The 17735-nt window shown below is 61.4% G+C and carries 18 protein-coding genes; 7 read left to right on the top strand and 11 right to left on the bottom strand.

Annotation, left to right across the window (positions count from 1 at the left end):
- Positions 1 to 108 precede the first annotated feature (108 nt).
- Entirely contained in the window at positions 109 to 639 is a 531-nt protein-coding gene (locus AC1D35_RS19220; RefSeq protein WP_113312258.1) for a dihydrofolate reductase family protein, read from the bottom strand.
- A gap of 253 nt (positions 640 to 892) precedes the next feature.
- Positions 893 to 1123, bottom strand: coding sequence for a hypothetical protein (locus tag AC1D35_RS19215; protein WP_113312257.1), 231 nt, complete (start codon positions 1121 to 1123; stop codon positions 893 to 895).
- 328 nt (positions 1124 to 1451) lie between these two features.
- Here AC1D35_RS19215 and AC1D35_RS19210 point away from each other — a divergent pair, with 328 nt between their 5' ends.
- On the top strand, positions 1452 to 1925 hold the full coding sequence (locus AC1D35_RS19210) for an NUDIX domain-containing protein (protein ID WP_477939541.1): 474 nt from the start codon (positions 1452 to 1454) through the stop codon (positions 1923 to 1925).
- Positions 1926 to 1987: 62 nt separating this feature from the next.
- On the opposite strand, the gene AC1D35_RS19205 is transcribed toward AC1D35_RS19210, so the two are convergent.
- Complete coding sequence (locus AC1D35_RS19205; protein ID WP_477939539.1) at positions 1988 to 2956, bottom strand: MBL fold metallo-hydrolase; 969 nt, start codon at positions 2954 to 2956, stop codon at positions 1988 to 1990.
- 394 nt (positions 2957 to 3350) lie between these two features.
- Positions 3351 to 3731, bottom strand: coding sequence for a winged helix-turn-helix transcriptional regulator (locus AC1D35_RS19200; protein ID WP_477939537.1), 381 nt, complete (start codon positions 3729 to 3731; stop codon positions 3351 to 3353).
- Positions 3732 to 3886: 155 nt separating this feature from the next.
- On the opposite strand from AC1D35_RS19200, the gene AC1D35_RS19195 reads away from it, so the two are divergent.
- Both AC1D35_RS19195 and AC1D35_RS19190 read left to right on the top strand, forming a co-directional pair.
- Positions 3887 to 4279 (top strand): DoxX family protein, encoded by a 393-nt coding sequence (locus tag AC1D35_RS19195; protein WP_477855143.1) that lies wholly within the window; start codon positions 3887 to 3889, stop codon positions 4277 to 4279.
- A gap of 35 nt (positions 4280 to 4314) precedes the next feature.
- Positions 4315 to 5061, top strand: a complete 747-nt coding sequence (locus AC1D35_RS19190) for an SDR family NAD(P)-dependent oxidoreductase (protein ID WP_477855142.1) — start codon at positions 4315 to 4317, stop codon at positions 5059 to 5061.
- Positions 5062 to 5098: 37 nt separating this feature from the next.
- Here the strand turns inward: AC1D35_RS19190 and AC1D35_RS19185 are convergent, their stop codons facing one another.
- The 3 genes from AC1D35_RS19185 to AC1D35_RS19175 form a co-directional block, all read right to left on the bottom strand.
- The gene (locus AC1D35_RS19185) at positions 5099 to 5623 is read right to left on the bottom strand and encodes a hypothetical protein (RefSeq protein WP_477939561.1); all 525 of its coding nucleotides are present in this window, start codon (positions 5621 to 5623) and stop codon (positions 5099 to 5101) included.
- A gap of 100 nt (positions 5624 to 5723) precedes the next feature.
- Positions 5724 to 6305, bottom strand: a complete 582-nt coding sequence (locus AC1D35_RS19180) for a dienelactone hydrolase family protein (RefSeq protein WP_477939534.1) — start codon at positions 6303 to 6305, stop codon at positions 5724 to 5726.
- A gap of 138 nt (positions 6306 to 6443) precedes the next feature.
- Complete coding sequence (locus AC1D35_RS19175; RefSeq protein ID WP_477855140.1) at positions 6444 to 7577, bottom strand: FAD-dependent oxidoreductase; 1134 nt, start codon at positions 7575 to 7577, stop codon at positions 6444 to 6446.
- Positions 7578 to 7660: 83 nt separating this feature from the next.
- Here AC1D35_RS19175 and AC1D35_RS19170 point away from each other — a divergent pair, with 83 nt between their 5' ends.
- Positions 7661 to 8365 carry a TetR/AcrR family transcriptional regulator C-terminal domain-containing protein gene (locus AC1D35_RS19170; protein WP_113311898.1) on the top strand — a complete coding sequence of 235 codons (705 nt, stop codon included), beginning with the start codon at positions 7661 to 7663 and terminating at the stop codon, positions 8363 to 8365.
- Positions 8366 to 8442: 77 nt separating this feature from the next.
- Here the strand turns inward: AC1D35_RS19170 and AC1D35_RS19165 are convergent, their stop codons facing one another.
- The 3 genes from AC1D35_RS19165 to AC1D35_RS19155 all read right to left on the bottom strand — a co-directional run bounded on the left by AC1D35_RS19165 (position 8443) and on the right by AC1D35_RS19155 (position 13553).
- The gene (locus AC1D35_RS19165; protein WP_477939532.1) at positions 8443 to 12000 is read right to left on the bottom strand and encodes a type 2 periplasmic-binding domain-containing protein; all 3558 of its coding nucleotides are present in this window, start codon (positions 11998 to 12000) and stop codon (positions 8443 to 8445) included.
- Between the two features lie 755 nt (positions 12001 to 12755).
- On the bottom strand, positions 12756 to 13007 hold the full coding sequence (locus AC1D35_RS19160; protein WP_113301916.1) for a KTSC domain-containing protein: 252 nt from the start codon (positions 13005 to 13007) through the stop codon (positions 12756 to 12758).
- Between the two features lie 42 nt (positions 13008 to 13049).
- Positions 13050 to 13553 (bottom strand): hypothetical protein, encoded by a 504-nt coding sequence (locus tag AC1D35_RS19155; RefSeq protein ID WP_477939530.1) that lies wholly within the window; start codon positions 13551 to 13553, stop codon positions 13050 to 13052.
- Positions 13554 to 13859: 306 nt separating this feature from the next.
- Between AC1D35_RS19155 and AC1D35_RS19150 the strand changes: the two genes are divergently transcribed.
- Complete coding sequence (locus tag AC1D35_RS19150; RefSeq protein ID WP_113311893.1) at positions 13860 to 14417, top strand: terminase small subunit; 558 nt, start codon at positions 13860 to 13862, stop codon at positions 14415 to 14417.
- 6 nt (positions 14418 to 14423) lie between these two features.
- Entirely contained in the window at positions 14424 to 15908 is a 1485-nt protein-coding gene (locus AC1D35_RS19145; RefSeq protein WP_113311899.1) for a terminase, read from the top strand.
- Positions 15909 to 16073: 165 nt separating this feature from the next.
- Here AC1D35_RS19145 and AC1D35_RS19140 read toward each other — a convergent pair whose 3' ends face one another.
- Positions 16074 to 16535, bottom strand: coding sequence for an Lrp/AsnC ligand binding domain-containing protein (locus tag AC1D35_RS19140; RefSeq protein WP_113301912.1), 462 nt, complete (start codon positions 16533 to 16535; stop codon positions 16074 to 16076).
- A 158-nt stretch (positions 16536 to 16693) separates the two neighbouring features.
- On the opposite strand from AC1D35_RS19140, the gene AC1D35_RS19135 reads away from it, so the two are divergent.
- A complete protein-coding gene (locus tag AC1D35_RS19135; RefSeq protein ID WP_477939560.1) occupies positions 16694 to 17599 on the top strand; it encodes a DMT family transporter in 906 nt (301 codons plus the stop codon).
- The last annotated feature ends 136 nt before the right edge of the window (positions 17600 to 17735 follow it).

Here is a 17735-nt window from a genome sequence, read left to right as displayed (position 1 = left end):
GCGCCGGTCATCCCGCCCGTCAGCGCAAAGCGCCTCCACGACGGGACGGGCTTTTCGGAAGCGCCAGGAGTGCGGCGATGCAGAGGACGACGGCGGCTGTTATCGCCGTCAGGCCGGAACGTAGGTCAGCCTGATCACGTCCTCGTCGAGACGATCGCTGGCGACAAGGCGGAGCGGCGGCCGGGGGCCGGCGAAGAAGGGCGTGCCGTGGCCGAGCACGACAGGGTGGAGGTACAGTTGATACTCATCGATAAGGCCAAGATCGGTCAGGCTTCGCGCCAGGTCTGATCCGCCAACGCCGATCTCCCCGGTAAGCCGCGCCTTCAGCCCGCGAACCGCCGCCTCCAGGTCATCATCCACAAGCGTGGCATTGGGTCCGACCGATGTCAGCGAGCGCGATACGACCCACTTCGGGTGGCCCCGCCACGCCGCCGCGAAGTCGCGGGCCGCCGCATCCCAGTCGGCATGGTCTTCGTCCCAGTAACGCATGATCTCGTACAGGCGGCGACCGTACACGCTGCCCGTCAGGTCGCGCACTTTTTCGATGAAGTGACGGAAGAGCGTGGGACCGGGCGCAAATCGCTGGTGGTCGATATAGCCGTCCAGCGACTGGTTCATTCCGAACACAAGCTTGGCCATGCCCTTTTCCTCCTCCCAGACGCCACGCCACGGCGGCGGCTCTGATTGCACGATACAATCAGCTGCAGAATAGCTTGACTGGTTTCAATCCGCAATCGGTTTTTGGGATACGCATGAACACTCATTTCTCGCGCTGCCCGATCAATCCACTAGAGCAATTCCAGCAAAAGTGGGAACCGGTTTTGCATCCGGAATTGCTGAGAAAACAATAAGCTAGAGCATTGAAGGCGAGTCCGTTTTCGCCGGAAAGGCTCTAGATATCGGCAAGCCTGAGTTCGATCAGCTCACGCGCCAGCTCGTAGGTTCCGTCCTCGTCGTCGCCGGAAGCCTCGTCGATCAACTCGGCGGCGGCGCGATAGACTTCCCGCTCTTCTTCGGGGGAAAGCAGGCCCTTATTGCCAAGAGCGGAGATGAGTGAGTTCAGAACGGCCGCGGCCGACAGTGTAATGGCCTCGGATGTGAGACGCGTGGATTCTGAAGACATCTTTATTCCTCGATCGGTAGAACAACGCCTAGACAATACGTTGGGCCTGCAACAAGTTCCAAGTGGAGGCCCGACGCGAGATCGGCTTGATCTTATCGCGACAATAACGGCTCCACCACCCCTGATGATTGCAAGAATTGCGCCGGACCTCACTGGTAGATTTTATCTTGCGGACGCCATCATTTAGGCCATCCTGCCGGGGAGTTTCCGTAGTGTGCAACTTGACCTGCGTGGGAATGGCACAGTCTTTGGTAGCGGATTTGTGTCATGGAGTTGATGGTGTGCGCTGCCTGTCGGAGGATGGGCTCTATCCATTTGGAGGGGAAACATGGAATCCAGTCAGGATCGCTTCTTTCAGGCCGTGGCATCGAGGCAGATCCCAAGGRTCAGGGTTGCGGGCATCGTGGTGGAGGACGGAAAACTGCTGGTTCAGCAGCCCGCCGACGATCCATCCTCCTGCTATGCCTTCATCGGCGGCGAATATGAGATCGGCGATACGTTCGAGACGCGGCTGCGCAGGGAATTCGAGGAGGAGACGAATGCCAGGGTGACAGAGGCGCGTTACCTTTTCTGCGTCGAGAACCATTTCCGCTATCGCGGCCGGATCATCCAGCAGGCCGAACACTATTTCCTCGTGTCGCTGGATCGCCATGACGTCGTCAGCCGCGAGACGCACCTGAAACAATATTGGCTGCCGTTATCGTCACTCGCCGAATTGGACCTGCGGCCTTTGGTGGTGAGAGATGCGGTGGCGCGCGGAAGCTACCGGACGGACAGGCACCTTATCCAGATGCCTGATTGATGCCGTACAGCCTCTTGCCGGGAGGCACCCGGCAAGAGGCATGGCGTCATAACCGGTAGCGGTCAGTAGTCCCAGAATATCGGTACCCAGCGAAAGGCTTCGCCGTCGACTGCCACATGGCCGATCGAGGGGAACGGCAGATGGGTGGCCACCAGCAATTCGCCGGTCGCTGCCAGCTCGCGCAGAAGCCGGATACGAACGCGGACCGCCTCCTCGGGATCGTGTTCGAAACCGTTGAACCAGTCGGGATGTTCGAACCCGACGGCGAACACGGCGTCGCCGGCAAACATCAGCTTGCCGCCGCCGGATGCCACGCGCACCACGCTATGCCCGGGGGTGTGGCCGCCGGTGCGGGTGACGACCACGCCCGGCGCCACCTCATATTCCTCATCGAACAGCCGTAGCTGGCCTTTATACTCATCGGCAAAGCGCTTGGCGGCCGCCCGGAGCGCATCCGGAAAGCCCGGCGGCATGGAGACGTGGGAGAAATCGGGCGACTCCCAGAATTTGACCTCGGCGGCAGCCACGTGGATGCGCAAGTCAGGACGCAGCCGCTCCTTCACCCCTTCGACGAGCAGCCCGCCGACATGGTCCATGTGCATGTGGGTCAGCACCACGTCCGTCACCGATGCCAGATCGATGCCTGCGGCTTCCAGTCGCTTGATCAACTGGCCGGCCCGCGGCAAATTCAGATCCGGGTCGATCCCGAGCCCGGCGTCGACGAGGATGGTCTGCTTGCCGCTGCGCACCACGACCACGTTCAGCGACCAGTCGAAAGCGTCCGGCGGCAGGAACATGTCGCCGAGCCAGGCGGCGCGGACGGCCGGTTCGGCATTGTGTCCCAACATCGCGGTTGGCAGCGGCAGCACGCCATCGCTGACCACCAGCACCTCGATATCGCCGATATCAAGCGCGTAGCGCGACGGAACCAGCTCGCCGGACGCCGGTGCACCGGCCTGCGAGGTGTTCTGCGAGGGCATATTTGTCTGCTGTGGGCCCGAGGGACGGGTTTTTGTTTCTGATTGCGACATGACGCGCTCCTGTGTTGTGTGGACACCAGCCTGTCACTCTCCATTCGGCAGCACGCTGATGTTGCATGCCGCCATGGATCCGGCGCTCGAACCTGTGCTTGCGGACGTTTCCGTTTTCGAGCGCTTCTCGGGTGGCGGCCCTCAACACCTACAGCCGCCCTCAGGCCTCCGTAATCCAAACTTACGTTTGGGGGAGTGGCGGCCGGCCGCAGGTAGCCCTCCCGGTCTTCTCTCTCGATGAGCCGCATGCGGTTAAAACAGGCAATGAAACCAGTCTCTTGCGGCTGCGGCCAGGCCGGAGCGCTTCCATCGAATGCTGAACCGTTCGAAGGGATCGACGGTGGGAGAAAGCGTTTTGCCGCTCGGCCCAAAGGCAATCCAGCTATCTCTCGTTTCAGCTGTCTCCGGTTTTGCGGCCGCGCGCGCTCGGTCTCGCCGGCACGCTTTTCCCATGCTCCGTCCACCAGGCCGTCAACGCCTCCATAGTGGGGCCGAGCCCGCGGGCCTTTTGCGTGATCTCATATTCGACGCGCGGAGGAACCTCGGCAAAGACGGTGCGGGACACCAGCCCGTCTGCTTCGAGCTCGCGCAGTTGCGCAGTCAGCATGTGCTGGGTGATGCCGGGGATAGCCTTGCGCAAKTCGCCGAACCGGTAGACCCGCTGATTGAGCAGCCACATGATTTCCAGCTTCCATTTGCCGGAAAGCAGTGCGAACGCCCGCCGCATCTCCTCATGCATATTGACTTCGTCTTCGGCCATGGTCTGCTTTTCCATACTAACCGCAAGTAATTCATCCTACTTGCAAATATAGATCTCAGACGACATTTTCCCGGCATGCACAAGGGAGCGCGGTAAAAGCGCCTCTCAAGAAAAACCGACAGACTCGACGAGAGGAATGTTGCTGCGCGGGCAGTGACAGGGATGAACCTATGACTGAATTTTACCTGTACTGGATCAGCACGGCCCTTCTATCCGTGCTCTACCTCGCTTCGGCCTGCATCTATGTCACCAGGGGCGACTGGGTTCGCGGGGTGCTGGCGGAGCTTGGATACAAGGCTCCCTATCTCGTTCCGTTCATGATCGTCATCAAGGTTCTCGGCCCGATCGCGATCCTTTCACGCATCAGCGTGCCGCTCAGCGATCTCGCCTATGCCGGCATCTTATTTCACCTGCTGCTGTCGGGCCTAGCCCATATCGGTGTCCGGAAACCCGCCGGCGCTCTGCCGGCGGCGATCGGCCTGGCGCTGCTGGCCACCTCCTTCATGACGCAGAACGACGCCCGCGACATACCCTCCCCCTACCTGCCGGCGGCAGCGCGCTGACGCCCGATAACCCAATCCAACTCAAGGAGATAGAAATGGGTCGACTCAATGGAAAAACTGCCATCGTCACCGGCGCAAGCCGCGGCATTGGCCGCGCCACCGCAAAGCTGCTTGCGGCCGAAGGCGCGAAGGTCGCGGTTCTTTCACGCACGCCCGAAGGCGTCGAACGCGCTGTCGCCGAGATCGTCGAAGCCGGCGGCACGGCACTCGCCGTCGTCTGCGATGTCGGTAGGGCCGACCAGATCACGGCTGCGGTAGACAAGGTTGTCGCTGCCTACGGTCGCATCGACATTCTCGTGAACAATGCCTTCGATGGTTCTGCGGTCCTGTCTTCGATCATCGATCTCTCGCTCGAGCAGCTGCAACGCAACTTCGACACCGGGCCGATTGCCTATCTGCGCTTCATGCAGGCTTGCTATCCTCACCTGAAGGAAAGCGGCGAAGGCCGGATCATCAACTTCGGTTCAATGGCCGGTACCGTCGGATTGGCCGGTTATGGTCCCTACAACATGGCCAAGGAGGCCGTGCGCGCGCTGACCCGCACGGCGGCGCGCGAATGGGGTGCCGACAAGATCACCGTGAACAATGTCCTGCCGATCGCAGACACCTGGGGCGCTGCGCAAAAGGATGTCCCGCCGCCAGCCAATGCGCTTGCGCGTTTCGGCTCGCCGGAAGACGACATTGCCCCGGTGGTCCTGTTCCTTGCCAGCAGGGATTCGCAGTTCATCACGGGCTACAGCCTCACCCCTGATGGCGGCGCAATCATCGACAGCGCTCGCTGACGACCCGAGCGGAGGGGCGCAGCCAATTGCGCCCCTGTCACACTCCACCCCGACCACCGGCCCGCTGCCCGCCATCCAGCCCCTTCGCAAACGCCTCGAACCGCCGGTCATAGGCCCCGAACGCACCCTCGCCTTCAAAAATCCCCCAATATTTCCGAAATGACGGCTTCTCGATCTGCCGGCGCAGGAACGTCTCCCAGCCCGGCCAGAAATGCTCCGATATCTCGGGCGTCTTGTGCCGCTCCAGATAGGCGCGCTCGAAGATCGAGATCATCATCTCGTAGAAAATGTCGCGCCTGACGAGGTCGTCGGCTGAGAGGTCGGCGGGTTCTTCCTGCCAGGGAAAGATGCCGAGATGGGGATATTCGACGGAGAGTTCGAGCAGCCGGTGATAGGCATCGCTGATCGTCAGGTAGGAGCTGTTGAACTCCTGCTCCTTCTCCTTCACATGGTCGCGGCGCACCTTGATGAGCTCGACGACGCCGGCGACGATCGCGACGAAGGTGCCGACGGCCGTCAGCAGCGAAATGAGATCGGCATATTCGATCAGCGTGTCGTGCATGGACACAGGCTACATCTTCGCCCTGGCAGGTCAATTGCTGCCTGTCACCCGGCCTGACGCACGCCTTCCCCGTCCATGCCTGCCGATCTCATGGAATGGATCAAACGCGATCCAGAAACGCGCGCACCCTGATCGTGAGCAGCGCTGTGGCATCCGCATCATAGGACGGGAGCGAGCTGTCGGCGAAATAGTGCTGATCGCCGGGATACAGGAAAAGCTCCGCGTCATCGACCGTCTCGACGATTTCGCGGGCGGCGTCGATATCGCCCTCGCCGACGAAGACCGGGTCCTTGTCCATGCCGTGAATCTGCACCGGAACGCCCTCCGGCCAGGGTCCGAAAGCCCACTCGCCGCTGATCGGCAGGCAGGAGTAGAAAAGCAGGGCTCCGCGGGCCCCTGCCCGTGTCTGCGCCAGCTTCTGCGCCGGCRGCACACCGAACGAGAACCCGGCATAGACGACACCCGCAGGCAATCCGTCGGCGAAGCGGACGCCGCGCTCCCGCATGGCGTCGAATCCTGTCTCGCCGATAAAGGCGAGACCCTGATCGATGCTCTGGAAGGTGCGTCCGTCGAAGAGGTCAGGCGTGTGCACGATATGACCGGCAGCCCTGATATCGTCGGCGAAGGCACGCACGCCCGGGGTCAGCCCCTGTGCGTGGTGGAACAACAAGACCTCGGCCATAGTGAGCCTCCGGGTGAGATGATCTGGCGCGCGTTCGGCCACTCTACCGAACCACCGCTTTGCCGGGAAGAGTGATGCCGTTTGGTTCGGCTCGATTGCTGCCGCCATCAAAGCAGCCGGCGCTGCGGGCTCAGCGCCTCATCCCTGCCCGAGCTTGCCGGCCAGGAAATCGACCAGCCCATAGGGTGCGCGCTCGCCGACGCAGAGGTCCAGGATGAAGCGCGCGCCTTCCGCCTCGGTGGCGCTACGGGCAAACATCGGCTCTTCATAGGCGGCAAGCGCCGCTTCGATCTTGTCGGGCTGCGCGGCGATTGCCTTTGCGAGCTCCGCGCCGTCGAACATGGCAAGGTTTGCTCCCTCGCCCGATGGCGCCATCAGGTGGGCGGCGTCGCCGATGAGCGTCACGCCAGGTAGACGCGGCCACCGGTGCGCATCCGGCAGCGCATGGATCAGGCGCGGGGCGAGCGCCGTATCGCTTTCGGTGATCAGCGCGGTAAGCGCCGGCGCCCAGCCGGCGAATTCCCCGGCGATCCGCGCCTTTGCCGCGGCGGTATCAGAAAAGTCGATGCCGGCGATCCATTCGGGCGAGCGGTTCATCTGGATATAGGCGTGCAGGACGCCGCCCGCTTCGCGATGGGCGACGATGCCCTTGCCCGGCGAAAGCGCAAACATCGCGCCGAGGCCGACAGCTTCCGCCGTGGCCGTGTGGCTGATATCGGCATCGTGGAGATAGGCCTCGACAAAGGCCGTGCCGACATAGGCGGGCGTTGCATCCGAAAGCAGCGGCCGCACCTTCGACCACGCGCCATCGGCCCCGACGAGCAGATCGCTGATGACGCCGGTGCCGTCGGCAAAGCGCAGTTCGTGCCGGCCGGCGCCGAGCGCTTCAACGCCGGTGAGTTTCTTGCCCCACCGGATCGTGCCATCAGGCAGGGAGCTGATGAGGATGCGGCGCAGATCGCCGCGCAGCACTTCCGGCCGCGACAGCGTGCCGTCATCGGCCTTCTCCAGCAGCACCGCGCCATGCTGGTCAAGCGCGCGTGCGGCCTCTGCGCCGTGATGGATGATGGCGCGGAACGCTTCGGTGAGGCCGGCAGCCTCCAGCGCCCGCTGGCCGTTATGGACGTGAATATCGAGCTGGCCGCCCTGTGTGCGGGCCTCGGCCGAAGGCTCCGCCTCGTAGATCGTCGCCTTTATACCGTTGACGGCGAGGACGCGGGCAAGCGTAAGGCCGCCGAGGCCGGCCCCGACGATCGTGACTGTTGCAGTCATTGTCTTCCTTTCCGAAGGTGATTGGAACAACGTTCCATAGCTAGTAGTTGGAACGTCGTTCCATTCATGTCAAGATGCGGCCCATGAAAATAAAGACTCAGCAGACACGGACCCCGCGCGGCGAACGGCGCACCGACGCGCTCTCCAAGGAGCGCATCGTCGAAGCGGCCATCATGATCCTCGATGCCGAGGGCGAAAACGCCCTGACTTTCCGCGCGCTTGCGGCGCGTCTGTCGACAGGCAGCGGAGCGATCTACTGGCATGTCGCCGACAAGAGCGAATTGCTGACCGCCGCCACCGACGCCATTATCGGCCGCGTCCTGACCGATGTCGCTGTAGATGCCGAGCCGGGCCAGGCGATCCGCACCTTTGCCCTCGGTCTGTTTGACGCCATCGACGCCCACCCCTGGGTCGGCACCCATCTTTTTCGCGAGCCGTGGCAGGCGGCGATGCTGGAGATCTTCGAAGCGATCGGCGGCAGGCTGCAGGCGCTTGGCGTTGCCGAAGATGCACTGTTCAATGCCGGCTCGGCGCTGGTCAATTACATCCTCGGCGTTGCCGGACAGAATGCCGCCAATGCCCGCCTGCTGCCGCAAGGCACGGACAGGACCGCCGCCCTCGACACTATTGCCGCAAGCTGGACCGAGCTCGACCCGGCACGATATCCCTTCATCCATCACCTGGCGACGAAGCTGCGCGACCATGACGACCGCGAGCAATTCCTCGCCGGCATAGACCTGATCCTCGCCGGCATCGGCACGATCGGCCGGGCGGGTAGAGGCAGCTGAGACGTTGAGCGGGCGGCTCTCGCCCAATCGGGGTTTCGACGCAGCCTTGAGCCGGCTGCGGCCACGGCAATGCTCATTCACTCCACGATTCCCAAGGCGCGCAGCAGCGAGGCTACCGCCGCGGTAAGACCGGACTTCTGTCCGGCCTCCGCATCATGTGCGCAGGGCCGGATGTCGTCAGCAGCACCAAGCGCCGCCAAGGATGGGCCGGGTCCGCCGCTCTGCTCCTTGTCAGGCAGGCTGCAGGGAACAAGATAGCTCTCCTCCGGATCGACAGCGTTAAGAAGGTGGAGATAGGCGAGCGCCGGAGACATCTTGCGCTTGGGGAAATAGGAGGCGAAGCGCGCCGTTGCCGTCGAGCGGTGGGAAAAGATCTGGTAGATGCGCGTCTGCACGAATTGCACCAGCTCGGGATCGTCCCGACTGACGAGAAGCGCATAGGGTTCGTAGGTCAGATATTCGGCGCCAACCAACTGTTCCACCGCGCAGGGCGTATTGCGGGCGTTCCAGCTGTCGAGCTTGCCGAGGATCAACTCCCGATCGCCCATGAAGATCTGCCTCAGGCGGGGATTCGGGCTGCAGAACCACTGGATGAGTTCCCTGTAATCCTTCATCGGGCAGAAATGATATTCACGCCAGGATCTCTTTAGTGGCCTCTCAGAAGGATGGGCTGACAGGCAAAACGGATCGGTGATGGCGGCGGATACCAGCTTGAGCCGATCGGCCTTCAGCGCCTCGTCGCACACGACGACCGGTGGCTCGGCCTGGTCGCCCGCCTTCTTCGGGCCAGGCGGACAAATCTCCTTCAGCGTGGCGATGAGATTGTCCGCCATCTTCTGGGACGGCAGCGGCAGAAAGGATGTCGTATCAGGCTGAATCGGAAGGTTCGCGAGATTCTGCGCGCTTTCCAGCGCCTTTTCAAGCGATGGCCTGATATCATCCGGCAGCGCCTTTTCAGGCGATACGCTGATATCACTTGGCAGCACCTTTTCAGGCGATGCGCTGATATCGCTTGGCAGCGCCTTTTCAGGCGATGCCGGGGCAGAAGCAGGCGGGCCGGGATTGTCGGGCAGCAGCATCTCGATCCTGCTCCTGGCCGCCGCCGCCGCATCGAGGAAATGGCACCGCTCGTACATCGCCTTTCTCTGGGTCGGCGCCAGCGCCCTGAAGAAGTCGACCTGGCAGCTCTTGAAGGCAACGTCTGCGGCCGTCGTTGCCGAAACATAACCGATCGCGGCGTCGCCGTAATACAGCGGCGCACCTCGCGTGTACCGGACGAGATAGGAGACGCCGGAGGCAAAGACGATCGGCGAGTAGATGCTGTTCCTGTCGCGTTTGGACCAGCCATCGGCATCGCTGCCTGAATCGCCATTGGCGCTGAGTGACGCCCCGGCAAAGCGCATCGTCACCGTATCGCAGAGAACCTCGACGGGCTTCTTTTTGCCGACCGTCTCCCCGTTGACCAGCTTGAAGCGTTCGGCCGTCGTAACCGACACTTCCTCGATCGTATATTCGCCAACCGAAAATATCTCGTGGCAGAGGTCCGCCAGATAGCCGATATGATGCGCCTTTCCGTGCCCATCATCGACCAGATAGGAGAACGGCTCGATATTGTCGCGGAAGCCGACGCGCACGTCGCGAGCGAAAACGGGCGTGCTCAGCACGAAGGTGGCGGCCATGATGACAGCGCAGGCAAGCTCCGCCTGCTTTCGGTCGATCCGCCGCCGCGTTCGGCTGAAGCCGGGCTGGCCGAGGTTCCAGCCTGCAAGGAACGTCAGGACCGTCAGGATAAGCCGGCTCAGCGTATCCGACCGCCGGCTGCATTCTGCGGTCGCAATCGTCTCCGCCCTGAAACATGCCTCCGGCCAGTTGGGATCCCAGAACCAGCTATGGGCGATGGAAAGCACCAGCACCGAAGCGGCGCAGAGCACCGCATGGCCAAGGACCGGCCTTCCATGCGCCCGCGCATCGGCCGCCGCCAGGCATATCGGCACCATGGGGAGAAGGGTGATGGCAAGGGTCGGATAGTAGAGCATGAAGGGAGCCGATCCATCGACGAGCAGCGCGTTGAAATAATTGGCATTCGGAGCGATGGAAAAGGCCCGCAGCATCGCAACGCCGATCAGCCCGATGACCGAGGCGGCGAGCGCAAGCGCAAGACAGCCCATCATCTGCGACAGGCGCGAGGAACTTCTATGGTCCCAACCCCGCTGGGCGCCGACCCAGTCCTTCGTGTCCCACCGGTATTGACGCAGCGAAAAGGCCGCCAGAAGCGGCAGCCAGGTCAGCGAGGCGATCTTCAAGGTTTCGAGCAGTGCCGTCAGCAGCACGCCGCCGAGGTTCGTCGTCTCCACATATAGACCGACGAGTTCCTGCGTGCCCCGCCAGGCGCTGGCGGCAAACAGGATAAAGACCGGGATGAGCGACAACAGCAGCCCCGCCTCCGGCCCGCTGCCGACGGCATCCGGCCGGTCGGTTTCCAGGAKCAGATCGGCAAGCGCGTCGATCGCGTGGGCCTGGCCGGGCTTCGGCGCCCTGGCCGGCCCGCGAAAATCCGGATCGCGTTCGAGGAAGATCGCCAGCAGCGTCACCAGTTCGAAACGAGCCGACGTCGCTTCCTTCATGACCTGCGAGATATAATCGTCGAACCGGGCTTCGCTCGCATGCAGAGCGGCATTGGCCGGCTGGGCTTCACTTGCATGCGGATCGGCATTGGCCGGATCGGTGGCATTGGGATCGCCGGTTTCCTGTAGCCGTCGCTGAAAGCTGTTCAGCAGAGCATCGGCCTTATCGACGAATTTGGCCTCGGTCTCCCGTACGCGGGCTGAAACCTCGGCACCCGGCCAGCTGCCGCGCGTAGTCTTTGCCCAGACGATCAGCAGCTCCAGTTGTGACAGCAGCGAGAGCAGCTCGCGGGTTCGCGACGTCCGCTTTCCGAGCAGCCGCATGACGCGTGGATAGCCATTGATCTGGTCCCCCCAGTTCCTGCGAAAGCGCTCCAGCATTTCGGCAAGCGCGCCCCTGCACCTGTTGCGCAAATGCTCCCGGCGCTCGCCGTTGCGCGCCGACGGCTCCTCCAGCGTGGCGATGAGGCTGCGCGTGGTCTGTTCGATGCGCACGGGGATGCCGGCTGCCCGGTAGGCGCGATTGCGCAGCCACTCCTCGGCGATCCGCACTGGTGGCAGCAGATCCGCCAGGCCCGCGAAGGCGAAAGCAAGGGTCAGCGGCCATTGCGGACTGTCGAATTTCAGTTCGGCAATATCGACGGAAATGCCGGCAACGGGGATCATCTGCGTTGCCTGGAAGATCAGTTTGCCGAAGAAGGTAAGCGACACATAGATGATGAGCATCGCACCGGCATAGATGAAATAGGCCCTGTGGAGTGAATTCTGGCCGCCGAGATCCGTCGGGTCGAAATCGCGCAGCGCTTCCGAGGTGGCAGTGATATTCCGCCCCCTCGCCTTGAACCGCGGCCAGGAAAAGAAGGCGACGAAAAAGCAGCCGAAAGCGAAAGCGTAAAGGAAAGCGGGCTCGAACCGGACGCCCATCATGGGCAGTTGCGGCATGTCGGTAAGGGTCAGGCCCTGGTAGTTCCAGAGCGACCACGGGATATCCGCCGGCCAGGGATTATCCATCCGCCTCTCCAGAGATAGTGGCGTTCGCAGGTTCTCAAGCGGGACCAGTCAGTGCCGGTGGATCCGGATTTTTCTGGCTAGCAGTTAGCGACATTCGGGTCGCATGGCCCCGCCACCGCAGCAGGCGGAACGAGTGCGACGGTCGATACGCTGAGGCCAATGGCGATGAGCAGAACGAAGATACGCATGTTACCCTCCCTAACTCACTTTATAGTAGCATATTTGAAGTAACGGGGGAAGAGTGCAGACCGCAACGGGTAATTCGGAAAAAAGAAAGACGCCAGGAAATAAAGTAGTTATCGGCCCGCAAGCTGAGTTTCCACTTAAGCTCACTGCTATCTTTCATTGAATTAGCAATTTCCAAAATATAGTTGATCCGTGTTTGGGTTAGCCGGAGGGCAGGCTCGGCGCAGTCCATAACCCAAAAAGCTGCGACATCACCTCGAATTCCCCCTCTTCCACCCCCACTAACCAACTGAAAATGAATAACAAATCGGCAAAATGCGGCAAAAAAGCCCGAAATTCCGGCTAAGTCATTGATTCTGAATAAGTGATCCACTTACCCCTGAAAATACGCGTAAAGAAATCCAATTCAGCAAACAGCTCGGGATGACGAAAAAAATATAAAAGTTTTTTGGCCTTCATGCGTCACTTATTCATTTTCAAAGACTTAGCCCATTGTTGCAGCCATGCCGGCAGCATTGCACACTCATGGTGCGGGGCTGAAGGCGCGGCGATCGGAATTCCGCCTGCGATCAGTGATGGCGGCGGATGCTGAGCCAGGGAAAGGAAAAGCGCTTGCGGGATTTGTCGTCGGCGCGGGGGAAAGCATCGCGGATGTGCTGCGTGTAATACCAGCCGGGCGACGCTGCGGTGATCAGGTTATTGAAGACGGAGGAAGGCACGTTGAAAAAGCGGCGGCGGCCTTTCAGGCGGAGTTCGACCTCCAGGATTTGCGTCGCCGGATCATAGGTGATCTCCTTGATCAGTCGTGATGAGACTTCCATGGTCGCTACTCTGAAGCGGACGCAGGGACCTCAGGTGAGATCTCAGGACTGCGCCCTGCGCTTTTCGGAAACTGCCGCCGCTCTCRTTCCCATGCTCACAGCCCTCTTACTCGTGCGCCCAATACCCATTGCTCCCATACTCGGGGCTCCCATACTCGGGGCTCCCATACTCGGAGCCCCCATGCTCGGGGCTCCCATACTCGTAGCCGCCAGACTAGTGGCCCCCAGGCTCATGAACCCCGCGCTCACATTTGGCCTGATATGGATGCTCGCTTTCGTGCTCGTATTTGCAATGGTCCTTGCGCCTGCGATTTCGAGCGCCAGATTGTCGGGCGCAATCTGGGATTCGTAATAGTCAAGCTTGTCGGCCGCCACCCGCAGGCCGACGATATGGCCCGGCAGGACATTGAGATGGGTGCGCGTGGTGCCATCGGTAAATTCGATAACGAGCCTGGATGGCTTTTCGGCATAGCCGATCCAGTTTATCTCTCTCTCACGGCGGTCTTTGGCGGACATACCAAGAGATCTTCTGAGTTTTTCAAGCATCGTAAAGCTCCCTCTCGTCTCTGTTGCGATATTATCAAATCGATTTTCTCTGCAACGAAGAGCTTTTCTTTCGGTTAAAAGCGGTGGTTGGTCCCTGTGGCCGCGATCCAGATCCACGCCGGGGCGAGCATCGTCCGGACACGACATGCTCACGGGCTCATCCTTCCAGAAACGCAGGGAACGAGGTCTGGCTGGAGCGCACAACGCCGCTCATCCGAAAAAGTTCCCGCCGGGCTGTCCCGGTGTGCGCTTTCGCCTCGACAACCATTGCCCGGCTATCTCTCCGGCAAACCGGGGTATGATGGCATGATGGAACTGACGGCGCGGCAGCAGCGCTTTGTGGAAGAATATCCTGTCGATCTCGATGGAGAGCAGGCGGCAATCCGCGCCGGCTATTCCACGCGCAGGGCGAAAGCGACGGCGCGCGCGCTTTTGCAGGAGCCGGCCATCGCCGCCGCCATCGAGGCCGGCAAGGCGGAGCGCTCCGGGCGCACGAAGGTCGATGCGGACTGGCTGCTGACGCGGCTCGCCGCCGAGGCCGAGGCCGATCTCGGCGATCTCTATGACGAGAATGGCGACCTCCTGCCGATCAGGGAATGGCCTGCCATCTGGCGCCAGGGGCTGGTGACGGATCTGGAGATTTCCGCGCTCTACGAGGGCACGGGCAAGGAGCGCCGGGAGATCGGCCATGTGAAGAAGGTGAAATTCGCCGAGCGGCTGCGCCGGCTGGAACTGATCGGCAAGCATATCCGCATCAATGCCTTCAAGGAGATCGTCGAGCACAAGGGCCTGAGCGCGCTGGCCGAACGACTGGAGCGGGCCCAGAAGCGGAATGACGAGCGGAATGACGGGGAGGCTGAGTAGGTGACCATGGCCCTGCCCGCTTCAGGCGAAAGCCGCGATCCCAACGACGATATCATCGAGCTTGCCGCTTCCTGCGGTTTCAGCCCGAAGCGCTGGAGCCGGCTTGCCTGGGACTGGGGGATGGGTGAGCTCGCAGGCTACGACGGCCCCCGCCCCTGGCAGGACGAGATCAACGAACTGATCGGCGCTCATCTGGCCGACCCCGCCACGCGCTACCAGCCGCTGCAGATATCTGTCGCCTCCGGCCACGGCATCGGCAAATCGGCCGAGATGGGCATGCTGTCCAACTGGGCGATGTCCTGTTTTGCCGATTGCAAGGTGGTCACGACAGCCAATACCGAGGGCCAGCTGCGCACCAAGACCGCACCGGAGATCGGCAAATGGTTTCGCCTGTCGATCACCGCGCACTGGTTCGATGTGCAGGCGATGTCCATCAAGTCACGCGATCCCGAGCGCAACGAAAGCTGGCGGCAGGATTTCATCTCCTGGAGCGAACACAATACCGAAGCCTTCGCCGGCCTGCACAACAAGGGCAGGATCATCCTGCTGCTCTTCGACGAAGCCTCGAAGATCCATGACAAGGTGTGGGAAGTGGCCGAGGGCGCGCTGACGGACGAGGATACCGTCATCATCTGGATCGTCTTCGGTAACCCGACGAGAAACAGTGGCCGCTTCCGCGAATGTTTCCGCCGCTTCCGCCACCGCTGGGTAGGACGGCAGATCGACAGCCGCTCGGTGCCCGGCACCAACAAGCAGTTCCTTCAACGTCTCGTGGACGATCACGGCGAGGATAGCGATATCGTCAAGGTGCGCGTGCGCGGCCAGTTTCCGAGCCAGTCCGCCATGCAGTTCATCTCGTCAGACGATGCCGACCGGGCGCGCGCCGTGCATCTGCGCTCGGAGCAATATGCCTTCGCGCCGGTCATATTGGGCGTCGATCCCGCCTGGACCGGCGACGACCCGACGGTGATCATGCTGCGCCAGGGACTCTATTCGAAGCGGCTGGCGACCATTGCCCGCAACGACAACGATATCGAGGTCGCAAACCTCATCGCCCGGCTGGAGGATGAATATCAGGCCGACGCGGTCTTCATCGACGCCGGCTACGGAACCGGCATCGTCAGCGCCGGCACAGTCATGGGCCGTTCGTGGCAGCTCGTCTGGTTCGGCTCCACCAAGGTTCTGGACGCCGGCTACTACAATATGCGCGCCTATATCTGGGGCCAGATGAAACGCTGGCTGAAGGCCGGCGGCGCGATCGATCCCGCCAATGAACTGCTCTACCAGGATCTGGTCGGGCCCGAGACCGTGGCGCGGCTGGATGGCAAGATCCAGCTCGAAAGCAAGGACGACATGAAGGAGCGCGGCCTGCCCTCGCCCAACGAGGGCGATGCGCTGGCGCTGACCTTCACGCAGCCGGTGGTGAAGAAGGCGCGTCACCGAGCGGGTGATGGGGTGAAGGCGGCGGTGGAGTATGATGTCTATGGGTAGGCGCGTAGCGGATTTGCGGGATTCGGCCGCAGGTGCGACACGATATCATGGCCGCTTGGCGCCAACAGCAGGCATTGCCGGCATCGCAAAACCGTCTGATCTGCGACCTTGCAAAAGTCAGGAAAACAAGTGTCGCCTAATCGGGATTTGGGCGACAATAACGGGTCAAACAGGCAACATGGTATCTGGCTTCACATCAGCAACGGAAGCATAGGTATGTGTCTCTCTAACGCCGGGTAGCGGGAGGATCACCCGTTGCAGGAAGTCCTGAAACAGAGACATGTCGGCTATCCTCGCCTTCACCAGATAATCGAAGCCGCCGACGACCATATGGCATTCCAGAACCTCCGGGGCTTTCGCCACCGCCTCGGCAAAGCGGTCGAAGACGTGAGGGGCTGTCTGATCGAGCCGAACCTGAATGAAGACCAGCGTTCCGCGACCGATCTTTTGCGGGTCGAGAACAGCTCTGACCGCCGTGATGAAGCCTTCCCGGAAAAGACGTTTGACACGCTGGCTGGTGCCGGTCGGGGATAGTCCTACCCGCCGTGCCAGATCAAGGGTGGTCCGGCGGCCATCCTCCTGAAGCAGGCGAAGGAGACTTCGATCTACGCTATCAAGATCGATCATTTCATCATTCACGCTTTTGGCCCATAATTTGTGTGATATTCACTCAAACGTCCGCAATTGAGCATATTTCATAGCGCCAGATTCCACAATAACCTGTGCTTTCGCAAGGCATGGGGTCGAATGAAAGCAATCCTCCACACGCCCGAATCAACGTTCCGATGGAGGATCAAATGCGACCAGCGGCCGAGCCGGAGAGCCGTAACACAAAGCTTGCCATCATCGCGGGATTGATGATGGTCATCATCACCGCCATACAATTCGTCGCTGCGCGGTTCAGCTTGAGGGAGCATCTGACAGCCTCGGACATAGCCAGCCTGCGTTTTGTGGGTGCCGGCGTGATCTTCCTCCCGATCATCTGGAGAACCGGCCTTGCGAAGTTGAAAGCTCTCGGCTGGCGGCGGGCTTCAATCCTGACCCTCCTTGTGGGGCTGCCCTATCCGCTCATCATCAATTGGGGCCTGAGCTACGCACCCGCCGCCCACGCTGCCGCCCTTTGCCCGGCCTCGATCGTCTTCTTCTCGTTTGTGCTGTCCCGGATCGTTTTCAAAGATAGGGTTTCAAATGCGCGACTGGTGGGGATCGCTGCGATTATCGTGGGGTTGCTGATCTTCGTCCTTCATTCGGGGATCGAAATTGGCAACACCCTGTTCGGTGATCTGTTGTTCAGCGGATCGGGCATCATGTTCTCTGCCTATGCCGTCCTTGTGCGGCGATGGGCTGTCGATCCCGTTACAGCCACGGCGGCAATCGTGCTGCTGTCCTGCCTGCTGCTCCCATTCCTGCATATCTTTGCAACGAGCGGCCTGAACGCGGCATCAGCAGCGGAAATCGGCGCGCAGATTGTGATACAGGGCTTCCTCGCCGGCGCGGCGGCGATGTTTCTCTATACCTACGCTGTCAGGCAGTTGGGACCACAGATTGCATCGCTGTTCATGCCCTGCGTGCCGGTCGCCACAGCCCTGACCGGCATGATCGTGCTGGGGGAGATTCCCGCCCCGGCCCAGCTTCTGGCCATCACCATCATGACGGCGGGCATGATCCTTCCCGCATTGCAGAGGTCGTGACCTGTCGCGGAAATCCTGACTTTTGCGACACTCCGGTCTTTCCTGAAAACGTTCGAGGATTCTCGCCACAAAACTTTGTCGCAAAAGTTGGAGTTTCGCGGCAGATTTTTGCGACGGCCAATCACCGGTTTGGGCC

Source organism: Rhizobium sp. P1_E6 (assembly GCF_056405875.1).
The sequence above is the reverse complement of the archived record's forward strand: the minus strand, read 5'-3'. Positions and strand labels throughout refer to the sequence as shown.

Coding starts and splice junctions, on each gene's coding strand:
- AC1D35_RS19160 (WP_113301916.1), bottom strand. CDS start 13,007: ATGGAAGTCTCATCACGACTGATCAAGGAGATCACCTATGATCCGGCG.
- AC1D35_RS19205 (WP_477939539.1), bottom strand. CDS start 2,956: ATGTCGCAATCAGAAACAAAAACCCGTCCCTCGGGCCCACAGCAGACA.
- AC1D35_RS19145 (WP_113311899.1), top strand. CDS start 14,424: ATGGCCCTGCCCGCTTCAGGCGAAAGCCGCGATCCCAACGACGATATC.
- AC1D35_RS19175 (WP_477855140.1), bottom strand. CDS start 7,577: ATGACTGCAACAGTCACGATCGTCGGGGCCGGCCTCGGCGGCCTTACG.
- AC1D35_RS19135 (WP_477939560.1), top strand. CDS start 16,694: ATGGAGGATCAAATGCGACCAGCGGCCGAGCCGGAGAGCCGTAACACA.
- AC1D35_RS19170 (WP_113311898.1), top strand. CDS start 7,661: ATGAAAATAAAGACTCAGCAGACACGGACCCCGCGCGGCGAACGGCGC.
- AC1D35_RS19150 (WP_113311893.1), top strand. CDS start 13,860: ATGATGGAACTGACGGCGCGGCAGCAGCGCTTTGTGGAAGAATATCCT.
- AC1D35_RS19185 (WP_477939561.1), bottom strand. CDS start 5,623: ATGCACGACACGCTGATCGAATATGCCGATCTCATTTCGCTGCTGACG.
- AC1D35_RS19195 (WP_477855143.1), top strand. CDS start 3,887: ATGACTGAATTTTACCTGTACTGGATCAGCACGGCCCTTCTATCCGTG.
- AC1D35_RS19220 (WP_113312258.1), bottom strand. CDS start 639: ATGGCCAAGCTTGTGTTCGGAATGAACCAGTCGCTGGACGGCTATATC.
- AC1D35_RS19215 (WP_113312257.1), bottom strand. CDS start 1,123: ATGTCTTCAGAATCCACGCGTCTCACATCCGAGGCCATTACACTGTCG.
- AC1D35_RS19190 (WP_477855142.1), top strand. CDS start 4,315: ATGGGTCGACTCAATGGAAAAACTGCCATCGTCACCGGCGCAAGCCGC.
- AC1D35_RS19140 (WP_113301912.1), bottom strand. CDS start 16,535: ATGATCGATCTTGATAGCGTAGATCGAAGTCTCCTTCGCCTGCTTCAG.